General features: G+C 50.6%; 13 protein-coding genes. 10 read left to right on the plus strand and 3 right to left on the minus strand.

Annotated elements, in window-relative coordinates; all coding sequences use genetic code 11:
• The first annotated feature begins 26 nt into the window (after positions 1–26).
• Both AYW79_RS01570 and AYW79_RS01575 read left to right on the plus strand, forming a co-directional pair.
• Positions 27–1475 (plus strand): PAS domain-containing sensor histidine kinase, encoded by a 1449-nt coding sequence (locus tag AYW79_RS01570; RefSeq protein ID WP_067560840.1) that lies wholly within the window; start codon positions 27–29, stop codon positions 1473–1475.
• A 152-nt stretch (positions 1476–1627) separates the two neighbouring features.
• Positions 1628–2269 carry a hypothetical protein gene (locus AYW79_RS01575; protein WP_067560842.1) on the plus strand — a complete coding sequence of 214 codons (642 nt, stop codon included), beginning with the start codon at positions 1628–1630 and terminating at the stop codon, positions 2267–2269.
• On the opposite strand, the gene AYW79_RS01580 is transcribed toward AYW79_RS01575, so the two are convergent.
• Positions 2248–2925, minus strand: a complete 678-nt coding sequence (locus AYW79_RS01580; RefSeq protein WP_067560843.1) for a response regulator — start codon at positions 2923–2925, stop codon at positions 2248–2250. The genes AYW79_RS01575 and AYW79_RS01580 overlap by 22 nt on opposite strands.
• Before the next feature lie 164 nt (positions 2926–3089).
• Here AYW79_RS01580 and AYW79_RS01585 point away from each other — a divergent pair, with 164 nt between their 5' ends.
• From AYW79_RS01585 to AYW79_RS01605, 5 genes are all read left to right on the plus strand, one after another.
• Positions 3090–3485, plus strand: a complete 396-nt coding sequence (locus tag AYW79_RS01585; protein WP_067560845.1) for a Fur family transcriptional regulator — start codon at positions 3090–3092, stop codon at positions 3483–3485.
• Positions 3486–3561: 76 nt separating this feature from the next.
• Positions 3562–5007 (plus strand): catalase, encoded by a 1446-nt coding sequence (locus tag AYW79_RS01590; protein ID WP_067560846.1) that lies wholly within the window; start codon positions 3562–3564, stop codon positions 5005–5007.
• Between the two features lie 224 nt (positions 5008–5231).
• On the plus strand, positions 5232–6107 hold the full coding sequence (locus AYW79_RS01595; RefSeq protein WP_156481787.1) for a GNAT family N-acetyltransferase: 876 nt from the start codon (positions 5232–5234) through the stop codon (positions 6105–6107).
• 23 nt (positions 6108–6130) lie between these two features.
• Positions 6131–6319, plus strand: coding sequence for a hypothetical protein (locus AYW79_RS01600; RefSeq protein WP_067560849.1), 189 nt, complete (start codon positions 6131–6133; stop codon positions 6317–6319).
• 12 nt (positions 6320–6331) lie between these two features.
• Positions 6332–7570 (plus strand): MFS transporter, encoded by a 1239-nt coding sequence (locus tag AYW79_RS01605; protein WP_231877772.1) that lies wholly within the window; start codon positions 6332–6334, stop codon positions 7568–7570.
• Between the two features lie 80 nt (positions 7571–7650).
• On the opposite strand, the gene AYW79_RS01610 is transcribed toward AYW79_RS01605, so the two are convergent.
• Entirely contained in the window at positions 7651–8838 is a 1188-nt protein-coding gene (locus AYW79_RS01610; protein ID WP_156481788.1) for a GGDEF domain-containing protein, read from the minus strand.
• Between the two features lie 114 nt (positions 8839–8952).
• Positions 8953–10509: an ABC-F family ATP-binding cassette domain-containing protein gene (locus tag AYW79_RS01615; RefSeq protein ID WP_067560853.1), complete on the minus strand. Its 1557-nt coding sequence runs from the start codon at positions 10507–10509 to the stop codon at positions 8953–8955.
• A 188-nt stretch (positions 10510–10697) separates the two neighbouring features.
• Between AYW79_RS01615 and AYW79_RS01620 the strand changes: the two genes are divergently transcribed.
• From AYW79_RS01620 to AYW79_RS01630, 3 genes are all read left to right on the plus strand, one after another.
• Positions 10698–11897 (plus strand): SCO family protein, encoded by a 1200-nt coding sequence (locus AYW79_RS01620; RefSeq protein ID WP_067560855.1) that lies wholly within the window; start codon positions 10698–10700, stop codon positions 11895–11897.
• 66 nt (positions 11898–11963) lie between these two features.
• Positions 11964–12860, plus strand: coding sequence for an ABC transporter ATP-binding protein (locus tag AYW79_RS01625; protein ID WP_067560856.1), 897 nt, complete (start codon positions 11964–11966; stop codon positions 12858–12860).
• Positions 12857–14086 carry an ABC transporter permease gene (locus AYW79_RS01630; RefSeq protein ID WP_067560858.1) on the plus strand — a complete coding sequence of 410 codons (1230 nt, stop codon included), beginning with the start codon at positions 12857–12859 and terminating at the stop codon, positions 14084–14086. Before AYW79_RS01625 ends, AYW79_RS01630 begins: the two co-directional genes overlap by 4 nt.
• Positions 14087–14126: the final 40 nt, after the last annotated feature.

Consider the following 14126-nt stretch of genomic DNA (forward strand, 5'->3'; position numbering starts at 1 on the left):
TAGGGAATGGGTTGGAGGGATACTCGTTGTTGCGCGAAACGTTGTCGCAATTAGAACACTCCATCAAAGAGCTCGCGGATATTGATATGGCGCTTGACGCGGCGTCGATCGTCGCGGTAACGGATCAAACCGGAAGAATAACGTTTGTCAACGATAAATTTTGCGAGATTTCTCAATATACACGTGATGAGCTGCTCGGACAGAATCACCGAATTATCAACTCAGGCTATCACCCCAAAAACTTTTTTAGAACAATGTGGCGAACCATTGCGCAAGGGGAAATCTGGCGCGGGGAGATCAAAAATAAGACCAAAGACGGCTCTTATTATTGGGTTGACACGATTATCGTTCCGTTTTTAAATGAAAACGGGAAACCGTATAAATATGTTTCCTTTCGCATTGATATCTCACGGCGAAAACGTGTGGAAGAAACGCTTGATACGCTTATCACAACCTTGCCTGACCTCACCATTTTTAAAGATGGGCAGGGTCGTTGGTTGCGCGCGAACGATGCAGCCCTCACCTTTTTCGGATTGCAAGAAGAAATGTATCAGGGAAAGACGGACAAAGAATTGGCAGATGCTGTCCCAACTGCACAGCGGCTTTTGGAACAGCTTAGCGATCAGGATGAGCCGACGTGGCAAAAGCGCGATGAGATGCAGGTTGAGAGAACGTGGAATTTGCCGGGGGGTGGGCAGGCGCGGATCATTCACGAGACGCGCGTTCCTGTGTTTCAAGATAACGGGTTGCGCAGTGGCATGATCTTTCTTGGACAGGATTACACAGAGCGCAGGCAAACGGAATCCTTCCTTCGCCGCGTCGACAAAATCACCGCAGCGGGTCAATTGGCGTCAGGCGTCGCGCATGAAGTAAGAAATCCGCTCGCCGCCATCAAGTGGTCAATTTTGCGCCTTCAGTCCACATACCAAGATGAGGCGTTGTTTAGCTTGATCCTGTCGGAGATCGACCGGATTGACGGGACGGTTGAACAGTTGCTCTCCCTCTCGCGCGAGAAGCTGACGGCGTCTGCGAATATTGATGTAAAGGCATTACTTGAAGGAATTCTGCCACTCATGCAAGTTTCTGCGAAACGGCAAGACGTTGAGATCATTTTTGCGGCGAGTGAGGACTTGCCTACGGTTTTTGGCGATGAGAATCAACTTAAGCAAGTGTTTGTAAACATTCTAAAAAATGCGCTTGAGGCCATGGCCACGAATGGTAAGATCACGGTGTCCCTGGGTGTGCATAACGCTTCACAACTTGAGATTCGCATTGTGGATCAAGGAAACGGAATGCCAGATGAACTTCTGACACGCGTCGGAGAACCCTTTTTTACAACGAAAGATACTGGGACGGGACTCGGTCTCATGATGTCTCACCAAATCATTCGCGAACACAAGGGTCACCTCACTCTGGCGAGTGTGCCGGGTGTGGGGACAACGGTGACAATCTATTTGCCGATTGCGGGCGCGTAGCTTGGTGTGACAGATAAGGATACATGATTAAAAAGGACTAGACACAGGTAGTTCCCTTGTGTCTGTTTTTGTTCTGTGTATTTTGGCATTCTAAGAGAAACAGGGAGAAACGTTGGCCCTGTCGCGCAGTTCGTAAAGCGAGGGCGATCGACTTGAAACCGTGGGTCAAACGCGCGCGCAGCGCGCAAGACGAATGGGATTATCAATTTGTTACGTGGGTTTCTCGCCACGTCGATTTCTTTTTGGCGCTGACATGCACCACGGAACTTTTCTATGGTATTGCGCGATCACAGTACAGTTTGGTTATCTCGATTGTACTCGTTGGCGCCATCAGTTTTTTTGTCGGTTTGGTCGAATCAATCGCCATCACACTACTAATGCTTCTCTTCGTGTTTTTCCACAACGTTCTCGTTTATCACACATTGAACGTTCCTTTTCTCGTCGCCGCATCCGCAGGATGGCTTTGTGTATCGTGGCTCGGGTTTCATCACCGTGAGGAGCAAAAAAATCAAAAAAAGCGCTTACTGAGCGTGGAGTGGGGTCACGATCAAACGGCGTCTGTACTGCCTTGGGCTGTCAGCAATGAGATTCGCACGTCACTCGCGGCTGTTCGCTTTTTGCTGTTTCCCCTTCAAAGCGAAGAGATCATCGATGATTCTGCCCGTGAAATGCCAATTGCCAAGGCGACCCATGAGCTTCAACGTCTAGAAAATCTGTTTATGGATTACGAAGAGATTATCCAAGAGAAGACGATCCACCATGGAAAGGTGAATCAGTCTTCACGCAAGGTGTAGCCTTCGCGTAGCGCATAGGTGGCCGCCTGAACGCGATTGCTGAGATGGAGTTTTTCCAAAATGTTGCGCACGTGATTGCGTACAGTGTTTTCACTGATATAGAGAGCACTTGCGATATCGCGATTGCTCGACCCTGTGCTCAAGTGGCGCAGGACATCGATTTCGCGCTCTGTGAGGGGATCGATTTCTTGCGCTTTCTTTGCGGTTGACGCGGAAAGTTCGTGAATGATCTTTACGGCCAGGTTTCCTGGAATGACCGGTTCCCCTGAGAATACGCGTTGCACGCTGTCAATGACCGTTTGGGGGCTTGCATTCTTTAAGATGTACCCGGAAGCGCCCGCTTTTACCGCTTCAAAGAGCGCCTGCTCCGCATCGGAAACCGTCAGGATGAGAATACGCGCCTCACTGTTTTTTTCACGCATGAGCCGGGTCGCTTCAAGACCCGTCATGATCGGCATGTTGATGTCCATAATGACAACGTCAGGCGTAAGTTCCGTAAATTGCGATACGGCTTCCTGTCCGTTGCTCGCTTCACCGACCACTTCAATCGCCGGATGCCTGCTGATCATGGCGCTTACACCTTGGCGGAACAATTCGTGATCGTCGACAATCAGTACGCGGATCGTGTTGCTGTTCGCGTTTTCGCTGTCACTCATTGGCTCAACATCCCTTTCGAACGGATCACGTCCATTTAATGATACTATAGCGAATTTTGAGGTGCAGAAGATCACCCGTTAGGACTATTTTCACACGCGTTGACAAATGATCGACGTCACGCAAGAATAGCAGACAAGACTGAATGAAAATGGTGAAGTGTACGATGAGTCACGTTCGGCTGACCCCAAAGCGCCAGATCGTTTATGACACGGTTGTTCAATTGGCAAACCATCCATCTGCCGTCGAGATCATGGCGTCGCTACAGGCGAGCGGGAAGAAGCTTGCCTACGCGACGGTCTATAATTCACTGCGCTACCTAACGGATGTGGGCCTTCTTCAGGAACTTACCGTGGGTGGCACGTACTCCCGCTATGACGCGCGCGTGGAGAACCATCACCACGTGATCTGTCAAGCGTGCGGTCGAGTTGATGAAGTCGCGCGTGAGATTCCACTCCCTTTTTTACGCGCGATTGAACAGGAGTCGGGGTATGATATAAAACTGGCAGATCTCGTGATCAAAGGAATTTGCCCTGCATGTAGACGTCAACAAGAAATGTGACATAAAAGCAGGGATTGCATGTTTTCATCCACCTATTTATACTTAGTATAAATCTAAGTGATTGGGAGGATGAGCAGTGACGGAGTTTAAGCGTCTAACCACGACAACAGGGTCTCCAGTTCATGACAATCAGAATTCACAAACCGCAGGTCAGCGGGGGCCTGTTCTATTGCAGGATTTCCATCTTATTGAGAAATTAGCCCACTTCAACCGTGAACGGATCCCAGAACGCGTGGTTCACGCAAAAGGTGCAGGCGCGCACGGCGTTTTTGAGGTGACGCACGATGTTCATCATCTTACAAAAGCAAAGTTTCTCTCGGAAGTTGGAAAGAAAACGCCAGTCTTTATCCGCTTCTCGACGGTTGCAGGCGAGCGCGGTTCTGCTGACACAGATCGCGATCCGCGCGGTACAGCCATCAAGTTTTATACAGAGGATGGAAACTACGACATCGTTGGCAACAACACCCCAGTGTTTTTTATTCGCGATCCACTCAAATTTCCCGACTTTATCCATACACAAAAGCGTAATCCACAGACAAATTTGAAGGATCCACAAGCGATTTGGGATTTTTGGTCACTCTCTCCGGAAGCGCTTCATCAAATCACTACGCTCTTTTCAAACCGTGGAACGCCTAAAGGGTATCGCCACATGCATATGTTTGGGAGCCATACGTTTCAGTGGATTTCTGAGGATGGACAGACTGTGTGGGTAAAGTACCACTTTAAATCGGAACAAGGCATTGCCAATATGAGAAGTGATGAAGCGCGGCATATGGCGAGTGTTGATCCGGATTTTGCAACGCGCGATTTATTTGAAGCCATTGACAGGGGCCAGTTTCCTGCTTGGAGGCTGTTTGTTCAAATCATGCCACTCGAAGACGCGCACTCGTATCGCTTTGATCCGTTTGATGTGACGAAGGTTTGGTCACAAAAGGATTATCCATTGATTCCGGTGGGTAGGCTCGTCTTGAATCGCAACCCAGAAAATTATTTCGCAGAGGTTGAACAGTCCGCATTTTCACCGGCGAATATTGTCCCCGGAATTGGCTTCTCTCCGGATAAAATGCTTCAAGGAAGACTGTTTGCCTACGCAGACGCACACCGTTATCGCGTGGGGACAAACCACAACGCGTTGCCGATCAATCAACCGCAAAGCCCAGTGCATCACTATCAACGAGATGGCGCGATGCGCTTTGACGGCAATGGGGGATCAGCGATCAACTATGAGCCGAACAGTGCGAACGGGCCAAAAGAAGATGGAGATGCGAAACTCGGCAATTACGAGGTGAGTGGAGCATGGGGCAGTTACGCCTATCCTGATGATGATCACTATACGCAAGCGGGAGATCTCTTTCGCCTGTTGCCGCCCAATGAGCAGGATGATCTCATTGATAACATTGTGGATGCGATGCGCCCTGTGACACGCGATGTTCAACTCCGTCAAGTGGAGCATTTTAAAAAGGCGGACATCGACTATGGCAGAAGGGTGGCGCAAGGGCTGGGACTGGTCGTCGAGAACTGACTTTGTAAAGTGAACGGGATTGGGACATCAGCCTTTTTGCGAAACGGCCGATGTCCGTTTTTTTTTTGTTTTAAGATAGCGGTCACTTGGGCTGTCATTTCTAGGCAATCATGCTGTAAAATGAGGTGTGTAGATTGTCAAATAAATAGATAGAGGAAGCGTGGTGTGCCTTGGATGACACCTTCTGATCCACGGCAAACTTTTTCAATAGGGGCTGTTTTGCATTGAGTAATGAGTTGTTGCGTATGGTTGTTGAACCAGGACTCTCTGAAGATGCATACGCATCCGTTCGCGATTTGGCAAAGCGTTGTCAGGAACACGATGGCTTGACGCTAAAATTGAACGAGACGTTTCTGCGGACGCGACCTGCCTATGAAGTGAATGACCTCCTCTATTACGCGGGAGACCGCTTGGTGGGCTACCTCGGGTTACACCAGTTTCAGATGCACGAGGTGGAATTGACTGGCATGGTCGACCCGGCGTATCGGAGAAGGGGTATTTTTTCTGCGTTGGTGGCTGAAGCTCGACAGGAAATCGATGACCGCGGAGCGTCTGTACTCATCTTCATAAGTCCACAGGAGTCGAATTCAGGAAAGTGCTGTCTGCAGTCGCTAGGCGCTTCCTATTCGTTTTCAGAGTATCATATGCTGTGGGATGGGCGCACGCGTAAAGCGACTGCCTCAAATGTGACATTGCGCGCCGCAGAGCGCGAAGAAGATCTTCATCGCGTTGCGCTCATGACAGCGGAGTGTTTTGAGATGGAGGAAGAGGATGTACATTCCTCGATCACAGAGGCGCGTCTTCCCGGTATGAAGCGCTACCTCATCGAAATGGGAGAAGAGGCAATCGGCACCATCGCGGTCAATGAAATCGATCAGCGTGAAGCATTTCTCTTCGGGTTTTGTGTTCTAGAAGCGTTTCGCGGGAAAGGATGGGGGCGGGCGGCGCTCACAGCGATGATCGGAATGTTGTCCGAACGAGGGTTTAGCTCCATCGCGCTCGAGGTAGCGGCAGAGAATCGGCACGCGCTATCGCTCTACGAGGGGTGTGGATTTTCCATCCTACGTGCAAACGACTATTTTAAGCAGTCACTCGAATAACAGATGAACAAGGGGGAAACCGTATGCCACGCGCAGAGAATCGCAAGCGACCGCCAGGGTCACAGGGAACCGGATTTGGGGGCAGCCATACTGATAAAGCATCATCTCATCAGCATGGTGTAGAACAGAAACAGCGTATGGATAAGAAGCAGGAACTGATTGAGAAGATGCGCAAGATCCAAAAGGGTAAGTCGAGCGATGATGTAAACTAAAGGATGTGCCATGTGGCTGTTGAATCTACCGGGATGCGATCCCTTGTTAAAAATCGCTTTCTCGTCACCATTCTGATGTCAGGGCTGTTTGTGCAAATTGGAATATGGGTTCGAAACTTCGGCGTCCTTCTTTATGTCATGGATCGGACGCACGGAAATGCATATGCCGTTTCGATGATCTCTGTCGCTGAGTTTGCACCGATTTTTATTTTCTCCTTTATTGGTGGGACGTTTGCAGATCGCTGGCCGCCCAAGCGAACGATGGTGTTTTCTGACCTGTTCAGCGGCCTCGCGCTATCGGTGATCTTGGGATTCCTTTCCGGTGGCGCTTGGCAGGCGGTCTTTTTTGCCACGCTCGCCTCGTCCATTCTGTCGCAATTCTCGCAGCCTTCGGGAATGCGCCTTTTTAAACTGCATGTTCCAGAAGAACACATGCAGGCGGGCATGTCGATTTATCAGACAATGTTTGCGATGTTCATGATCATCGGACCTGTCATCGGCACATTTGTGTACCAACACTTCGGCATCATTGTGTGCATTATCGTGACAGGAGTCTCCTTTCTCTTTTCTGCGGGGACGCTCCTCTTTCTGCCGCGCGATCACGTCGAGGCGCAGACGGTGGAGAAAACGTCGCTTCTCTTTGACATGCGCGAGGGCATTCGCTATGTCCTCTCAAAACGCGTATTGTCAGCGCTTGGAGGATGCTTTTTATCGGCTGGTTTGGCGATTGGCCTGATTCAACCTTTGGGGATCTTCATTGTGACCCAGCGGCTGCACCTTCCGCAGACCGACCTTCAGTGGTTTACCGGAATCAACGGTTTGGCGATGGTGATCGGCGGCGTTTTATCCATGATGCTTTCAAAGCGAACTGCCCCGCACATCGCTCTTTTGATCGGAATGGCCGTCTCCTCATTGACCATCGCTTTGATCGGCGTATCGACCCTCGTGTGGCTCAGCCTACTCGCACAGTTTCTTGGCGGTCTCGTCATGCCAGCCGTCCAGATCAGCATCAACACGATGATCTTGAGCCATACCGAAAATGCGTATGTCGGGCGCGTCAACGGTATCTTAAATCCGCTTTTTATGGGCGGCATGATCCTAACGATGATGGTGGCCGGGGCGCTCGTTCAATGGACGTCCATCGTCTTGGTGTATATTCTCTCTGGTGTTTTCTTTGCGATCGGAATGGCAGCGCTTATTCCTATTTTTCGGAGAGATGCGGACGCGCTTGGGACAGAACTCGGTTCGTAAATCGAGGGTGGACATGGAGTGATGGAGCAAAGCCTTTACGCTCCCAATCTGGGTCTAGTCGCAAAGCAGAAGTGGTGTGTTCAGAGCTTCTCACGTTGTGACAAAGGCGAAATTAAAGGATGCGCCCGCCGAAATTTTTCTTCATACATTCTCGCATCTGCGAGCTGCAATGTCTCCTCAATTGAAGGGGTGTCAACGGGCGCGGTGGCCATGCCCATGCTGACCTCAAGGCGCAGGTTTTGGATCCCTCTGTCTTGACTTACCTGTTTGAGTTTATCGCGAATGGAATCCATGACTTCTTCGCTCAGCGATTTAGGAGAATACGCGATAAATTCGTCGCCGCCATAGCGGAAGTGGCGTGCAGGGCTTGGCAAACTGGAGACGAGCGCAGCCGCGACGTCGCGCAATACTTCGTCGCCGGTGATATGGCCAAACTGGTCATTCACCAATTTGAAATGATCGACATCGACGACGATCAGACTACCTGAAAAAGGTGTGCGCTCATGCGCTTGGAGCAGGGATTTCCAGGCGTGCCGATTCTCGATTCCGGTGAGGCCATCTGTCCATGCCGATTTTTGAAGCGATTTAACCTTGTTGTAGTCATTGATCGCACCAAAGATGCCCACTTGAATCGCACTTGTCAAAAAGACGGCGATCATGGGGAATTGTCGGGAGAGCAGTGCGCCCATGAAGACGAGTAGATAAGAGTTTAGATAGCCCCAATGCAGCTCCTTAACTGTGAGACGGAGTTGATCAAGAATGGAGCGCTCTTCACGTTTGGCGACGATCATGGCAGAGATGAAACGGTTGATGAGCAAATGCAGCATCAGTGTCGTCAAGATGGAGATGAAAAGCGCAGGGGATGAGCCGCCCAGGCGGTTTTGAAGGTATGAATAGGCGCTCGCGCTAATGAAGAGGCCAAGCGCCACATGGGCAAACGTTTCCAAGTATTTTGTAAAGCGGCTGTGCGCCCGTGCAGTGATCCAAATCAATCCTGGCAAAGGGATTAACATGGCGAGTTCTCGCGGCAGCGTATAGATACCAAGCATCAACAGCGGAATGCCTGGTCGCCACGAGGCACCGCTTGGCATGCGAATCGACCAAGGCGCGAGCATTGTGCAGAGAACACTGATTTCGATCATGAGCAGCGCATTGTGGTACGTCAAATGATGAAAGAGAAAAACAATGCTGAAGAGAAGGAGCACATTTCCAAACAGAGTAAGGAGAAAAAGGACGAGATGTAATGGCCGTTTGGCGAGCGTGATCATGATGGACACCGTCCAAAACAGAAGTTACTCCCTTTATACCTTAAGCCTACCTGGGAAACAAGCGATTGCATACTAGAATCAGGGAAGGCGCGCGGCCCACCCAGGTAAATGTTATCAAAAAACTTTTGTGGTGAACTGCTCACCATTCCACACAGCAGTGACGAGCGTTTCATAAAAATCAGGCTCGTGACTGATCAATAGAATGCTCCCCCGATACGCGCGCAACGCTTGATAGAGAGAGGCTTTAGCGTCCACGTCAAGATGGTTCGTTGGCTCATCGAGCAGGAGGAGGTTGCTCGGTTTGTTCATCAGCTTGCAGAGGCGCACTTTCGCTTTTTCGCCCCCGCTCAAAACGCGCACCTGACTCTCAATGTGTTTGGTCGTCAGTCCGCACTTGGCGAGTGCGGCGCGAATCTCATGCTGTCCCATGTGCGGAAACGCTTCCCAAACCTCTTCGATACACGTTCGTGTGTTGTGTTCATCCGCTTCTTGCTCGAAGTATCCAATGTGCAAATAATCGCCTCGCTCTACGTCTCCCGAAAACGCAGGAATCATTCCGAGCAAGCTCTTTAACAGCGTCGTCTTGCCGATGCCGTTGGCGCCGACGAGCGCAATCTTTTGACCGCGCTCCATGCGCAGATCGAGCGGTTTTGAGAGCGCCGAATCGTAGCCGATGACCAAGTCACGCGTTTCAAAAATTGTCTTGTCGGATGTGCGCGCCTCAAGAAAGGAGAACTGTGGCTTTGGTTTTTCCTTTTCGAGTTCAATCACGTCCATCTTGTCCAGTTTCTTTTGGCGTGACATGGCCATGTTGCGCGTTGATACGCGCGCCTTGTTGCGGGCGACAAAATCTTCTAATTCGGCAATTTCCTGCTGTTGGCGTTTGAAGGCAGACTCCTGTTGCTGTTTTTTCATCTCAAACGCCTGCAAAAAGTTGTCATAGTTTCCGACATAGCGGTTTAACTCGCGATTGTGCATGTGATAGATAAGGTTGATCACCTGATTGAGAAATGGGATATCGTGTGAGATGAGAATGAATGCATTTTCGTAATTCTGAAGATAGCGCGTCAACCAAGCGATATGCTCTACATCAAGGTAGTTCGTCGGTTCATCAAGCAGCAAGATATCCGGTTTCTCGAGAAGCAGTTTGGCAAGCAGGACTTTTGTGCGTTGACCGCCGCTCATCTCGTCGACAGCCTTTTGCAGGATCGTCTCATCAAAACCGAGTCCGCGCGCGACTTCGTCGATCTTGATGTCGATGAGGTAGAAGTCTTGTGCCGTGAGTTGATCCTGAAGGGCGCCTGCCTCCTCAAGCAGAGCATCCATGGCGTCCGGATCCTGCTCTGAGAGTGTTTCATAGATTTGGTTGATGCGCGCCTCCGCGTCGAACAGGTATTGATACGCACTGCGCATGACATCGCGGAGTGTCATGCCGCGCGCTAAGGCGGCGTGCTGGTCGAGGTAGCCGACGCGCACGTTTTTTGACCACTCGATCACGCCTTCATCCGGTTCCAGCTTTCGGGTAATGATGTTCATGAAGGTGGATTTTCCTTCGCCATTCGCGCCGATCAACCCGATGTGTTCTCCTTTTAACAGCCGAAAGGATACATGATCAAAGATTGCGCGATCGCCAAATCCGTGGGTTAAGTTTTGAACGGTTAGGATGCTCACAAATTCCATTCCTTTTTCAAGTTGTCTGGTTTTCCGTTTCGAGTATAGACGATCTTTCTCCGTGATCCTAGTATTGGTTTTCTGGCCGCGCTGTGCATTGTCTACCTATATGTTGTGATAAGATAGAGGGGACTGTAAATTTCAAAGTTTTTATGCATCCTTTATGTGGAAGTGTCAGGTGATCGATCATGGCAAAGCGGCAGGGTTCCGGTGGAATGATTTTTGCGGCCAGCGTGCTGACCGTCGTTGCACTGGGAACGTTTGCGTATAAAATGGCTCCGTCTTTTCAACAAGGATTTAATCAATTTTTTGGGTTATCAAGTGGCGTGACAAGCCACAATTTGGCGATCACAAACAGTGCGAATACGAATCCAAGCGTTGACTCGGGCTCTGGGCTATCAAGGACAAAAGCACCCAATTTTACGCTTACAGACCAGTTTGGCGCGCGCGTTTCTCTCACTGATTTTCGCGGGAAAGTGATCATCATGGCGTTTGTCGACAGCACGTGCACAAACATTTGCCCTCTCACGACAGCGAGCATGCTAGCTGCCGTTCGGCAACTCGGTGTGGCTGCTTCAGATGTGCAGTTGCTCGGGGTCAACGCCAATCCGATCAACACGTCCGTTGCGGACGTGCGGGCGTACTCCGAGGCGCACGGCCTGATGAATCACTGGTTGTTTTTGACTGGCTCGAAGCAGCAATTGAGCAAGGTCTGGCAATCGTATCACATGTATTCAGGGATCGTAAATGGTCAGATTGATCATACGGCGGGACTCTTTGTGATTGATCAAAGAGGAAGAGAGCGAAAACTCTATTTGACACAGATGTCCTATGCGGGAACCGCCGCGCAAGGACAGATTCTGGCAAACGAAGTGGCGACACTGTTGCCAAAAGGATCTGCAAATCTACACAAGCCTGTTCAGCTTCCACCGCTCACGCCGACACTGCCTGGGCAACTCGTTTCAGTCAACGGCAAAAGCGGTGGGTCGACGGTGCAAGGGCAATCTGCACAGGTCGCAAACAAGGCTCACTTGCTCATGTTTTTTGGCACATGGCTAACGCCGACTGCAACGGTACGCGCGTCACTGCTCGCGTTGAATCAGTACGCCAGCGATGCCAAAAAACATGGATGGCCGCAGCCGATGCTTGTCGATGAGGCCGCAACTGAAGGATCGCCAAACGCGTTGAGAACCTATGTAAGCACGTTGCCGACGCTGCATTATCCTGCGGTGATCGACGTGACAGGTGAGGCGGCTGACGCGGTCACCGCGCAGGATTTACCGTGGATTGCGCTTGTGAACGCGCAAGGTAAAGTGCTCTACACGCATGACGGTTTCCTGCCGCTCAAAACGCTTGAACAACAAATTGCGAAACACGTTCGCTCTTGAGGCGAAACACGTTCGCTCCTGAGGCGAAACACGTTCATCGAATCATGTGAGGATGAGAGGTGAAGTATGAGCCTGAGTGTCGAAGGTGTGACAAAGCGGTTTGGTGCAGAGTGCGCTGTGGAGAATCTATCATTTACCGCGCGCTCTGGAGAGCCATTTGCGCTTCTCGGGAGCAATGGCGCCGGCAAGACGACAACCATTCGCATGATACTAGGGCTTTATCCAGTTGACCAGGGTCATATCCGATGGAATGGTGAACGGCTTACGCGCAAACGCGTCAAGATCGGCTATTTGCCAGAAGAGCGGGGGCTCTATCCTAAAAGTACAGTGATCGAACAATTGACATACTTTGGTGTCTTGCGCGACATGTCGGCGCGCGCTGCGGTGACGTCCGCAGAATCCTTGCTTGAACGCCTTCAGATGATCGAACACAAAGGCAAGAGGGTCGAAGAGCTGTCGAAGGGCAATCAACAAAAGATACAATTAGCGGCTACGCTGATCAATGATCCTGATTTGATCATCCTTGATGAGCCGTTTAGTGGGCTCGATCCGCTGAACGCAGAGATGTTGCGCGACGTGGTAACGCACTATGCAAAAAAAGGACGCGTCATTCTCTTTTCGAGCCACCAGATGGATTCCGTCGAAAATTTGTGTCGCGATATGGTCATTTTGAGGCAAGGTAAAACGATGGTGCGCGGTACGATTCGCGATGTAAAAAAGGCGTATGGGCGAACGAGGTTGCTCGTCACGGCAGAAGAGGACGTTGTCACGAGACTGCGCGTGGACGGTGTGGTATCGATTGAACAAGCTGCGAATGGGATCCATCTCACATTGACGGATGAGGCTGTGGCGCTGCGCGTGTTTAAGATCCTCGCAGATCACAATGTATTCGTATCCCGCTTTGAACTGCAGGAGCCTACCTTGCGAGAGATTTTTATTGAGAAGGTGGGTGGGGGTACATGAGATCATTTCTAACGGTGATTTCATTCACGTATCGCCAGGCAACGCGATTGCGCAGTTTTCGGATCAGCACGCTCCTGCTCTTGGTCTTGGTTGTCGCGGGAATCGTCATTCCAAGTATTCTAGCCAAACGCGCTGCCGAAAGGGCTCCTGTGAATCGCATTGTCATTTTGTACGATCGTCAAGCGCCCATTCCGGTTCAGACGGGTGTGATGAATCAAATCTTTGGTGGGGCGTTCGAAATATCAACGGGCACGCTCGCGCAAAAATCAGAGGATCTAAAGGCACTGCATGACGGGAAACTCAGTGGTGTCATCGTACTCTCAGGTTCACAACGGTATCCTTATGTGGTAAACTATCCTACAAAAGGTGCGACGGCGTATTGGCCCGCGCTTTTGGCGTATTTCCAGGAAATGCACAGCGTTCAAGCGCTAAAACACGCAGGTCTCAGTGCTTCTGTGATTCGGTCGGCACTAGGTCCTCTTACGCATGAACAGGTCTCCATTCCGTCTTCCGCGCAACCTTTTCACTCCACTCACTACGTTACGACGTATGCGCTAGAGTTTGCGATTTACATGTTTGTGCTCCTTTATGGGATGAATATTATGATGTCTGTCGCGTCTGAGAAAAGCTCGCGCGTTCAAGAATTGCTGATCAGCAGCGTACCAACGACGCCGCTGATGTTTGGAAAACTTGTCGGAACATGTCTCGTCGGGTTAACGCAGTTTGTGCTGCTTCTCGCCGCGGGATTTGCGACGAATCAGATGGTGGGGGGTATTCCTTCTTTCCATCTCGCGAGAATTTTGACACCTGAAATCTTCATGCTTTTTGTTCTCCTCTTCATGTTGGGGTATTTCCAGTACGCTACGCTTTACGCGGCGGCGGCGTCGCTTGTGAGCCGTGTGGAAGAGGTGTCGGCAAGCGCGCAACCCTTTACAACGTTATTTGTGCTCTCCTTTGTGGCTGGATTGTTTACACTGCAAATGCCAAACGCACAGTGGGCCACAATTCTTTCCTTTGTTCCACTCTTTGCGCCGACGGTTTTGTTTGCGCGTGTCGGCATGGCAACCGTCCCCGTGTGGCAAGTTGTCGTGTCTGTCAGTCTCTTACTGACTTCCACCATTGTGACTGGTGTGGTGGCCGCAAACGTTTATCGAATGGGTGTCATGTTTTATGGCAAACGTCCCAGTTTCAGACAAGTCCTTGGCTGGCTTCGCCAGTCGCGTTGAGCCTGAATGCTTGCTCCTGTCCGAGAAAGCAAAACACGTT

The sequence above is a fragment of the Ferroacidibacillus organovorans genome (genome assembly GCF_001642725.1).
In the GTDB taxonomy this organism is placed as follows: domain Bacteria; phylum Bacillota; class Bacilli; order Alicyclobacillales; family SLC66; genus Ferroacidibacillus; species Ferroacidibacillus organovorans.